Origin of the sequence: Asaia sp. W19 (genome assembly GCF_003994335.1) — a bacterium.
Taxonomy (GTDB): domain Bacteria; phylum Pseudomonadota; class Alphaproteobacteria; order Acetobacterales; family Acetobacteraceae; genus Asaia.
The window spans coordinates 1-1,465 of record NZ_PNQZ01000152.1 but is presented as its reverse complement, the minus strand read 5'-3'; the positions used below and the strand labels follow the sequence as shown (position 1 = coordinate 1,465).

Below are 1,465 nucleotides of genomic sequence, written 5' to 3'. Positions count from 1 at the left end.
CAAGGTCGGAGATCCGTCCCAAGTGCGGTGGTCGAACCAGAATGGCGCAGTTCCTGGAACAATGCCGTTTCCGTCTTTCGGGGGGAGCAGCACATCACTTCGACTGGAGAATCTTGCTGGGAATGAGAGCGCTTCCTACGAGCGTATTGCGGGTGGTGTGACGTCGCCTGGGCCATATGACCCTAACACACATGCTAACATGCCCTGCTTCTTGGCTGGCTCAATGATTCTGACGGAGAAGGGGTATCGTGCGGTAGAGACGCTATGCGTTGAGGACAGGATAGGAGTTTTCAATGGGAGCACGTTAGAGTGGCATCCGATTAAAGCTCTTTCTGTCGGGTTTTGTCGGGTGTCCAGTAATGAATTTCCTGACATGGCAGGATATCCTGTAGTGATCAGAAAGGATGCGTTAGGTGACAACCAGCCTTTTGCGGATCTCTGGGTGACAGGGGATCATGCGATCCAGCTTGACGGCAAAATAGTGATGGCCAGAAGCCTTGTGGATGGCAAGAAGATATCATTTGATATGTCGATAATAAGCTATAAGTACTATCATATAGACCTACACGATCATCACGTGATCGATGCCAATGGACTGCCGGTAGAAAGCTTGGTCAGTAAATCGGCTTGCAGTGTTTTCAGAAATATGATCGTCACGCACAACGAATTCTTTCCATATATGGGTCCGGCGCGGCAAATGGCTCTCTGTACTGAGCCAAAGGAGATCATGGGGATACGCAATAGATATGGGTTAGACACGTCATCGACGACGCACACCGAGTTTGCTCCCCTCGCGTTCGAGGTTTTCACCTCAGATGGTCAGCAGCTTATGAAACGCAGTACAAATGGCCGCACGACATCTTTCAAGGTCCCATCTCATATTGACACTCTGAAGCTTGTTTCACGCGTGGCACGGCCATACGACATGATTGGTGTTCATATCGAAGATCGGCGTAAACTCGGCTTATTGGTTGGTAATATTACTATGTATGAGGCGTCTTCCTCATCGAGTCAGACAAGCCATCTTGAGAATGAATATGTGCATGGGTGGTCATCGTATGAGACCGATATGTGTCGATGGACGGTGGGTGAAGCTTATCTCAAGCTCCACCGCACCGAGCCAATGAGAGAGGCAGTGATTGCAATCGAGGTGTTGGATGACTGCGAACGCCTCGTGGAACTCAGACGCGAACACTCTCTACATTGAATTGCGCGCGTCTTATCTGACCCAGGCGCGCTCATCTAATCCGACGTGACAACCAGGCGGCGTAGATCTCGGTGGTTTTGACCGAGCTGTGACCGAGTTGCTGGGACACATCATAGATCGAGGCGCCTTGTTGCAGGGCACGGATGGCGTAGGTGTGTCTCAGGTCGTGGCAGCGGAAGTGGCGGGCTTTGTGCGGTATGGCGCTGGCCAGAAGCACGCGGAAGCGGCCTGGGACGTTGGTGTAGCGCTGCCCTGACG

At 52.0% G+C, this 1,465-nt stretch carries 2 protein-coding genes; one reads left to right on the top strand and one right to left on the bottom strand.

Annotation, left to right across the window (positions count from 1 at the left end; all coding sequences use genetic code 11):
* Positions 1-1,207, top strand: a 1,207-nt coding sequence (locus C0V97_RS17520) for a Hint domain-containing protein (protein ID WP_233582257.1), incomplete at its 5' end; no start/stop codon positions are given.
* Between the two features lie 31 nt (positions 1,208-1,238).
* On the opposite strand, the gene C0V97_RS17515 is transcribed toward C0V97_RS17520, so the two are convergent.
* The coding region (locus C0V97_RS17515) for a tyrosine-type recombinase/integrase (protein WP_148114973.1) at positions 1,239-1,465 on the bottom strand (227 nt) is incomplete at its 5' end.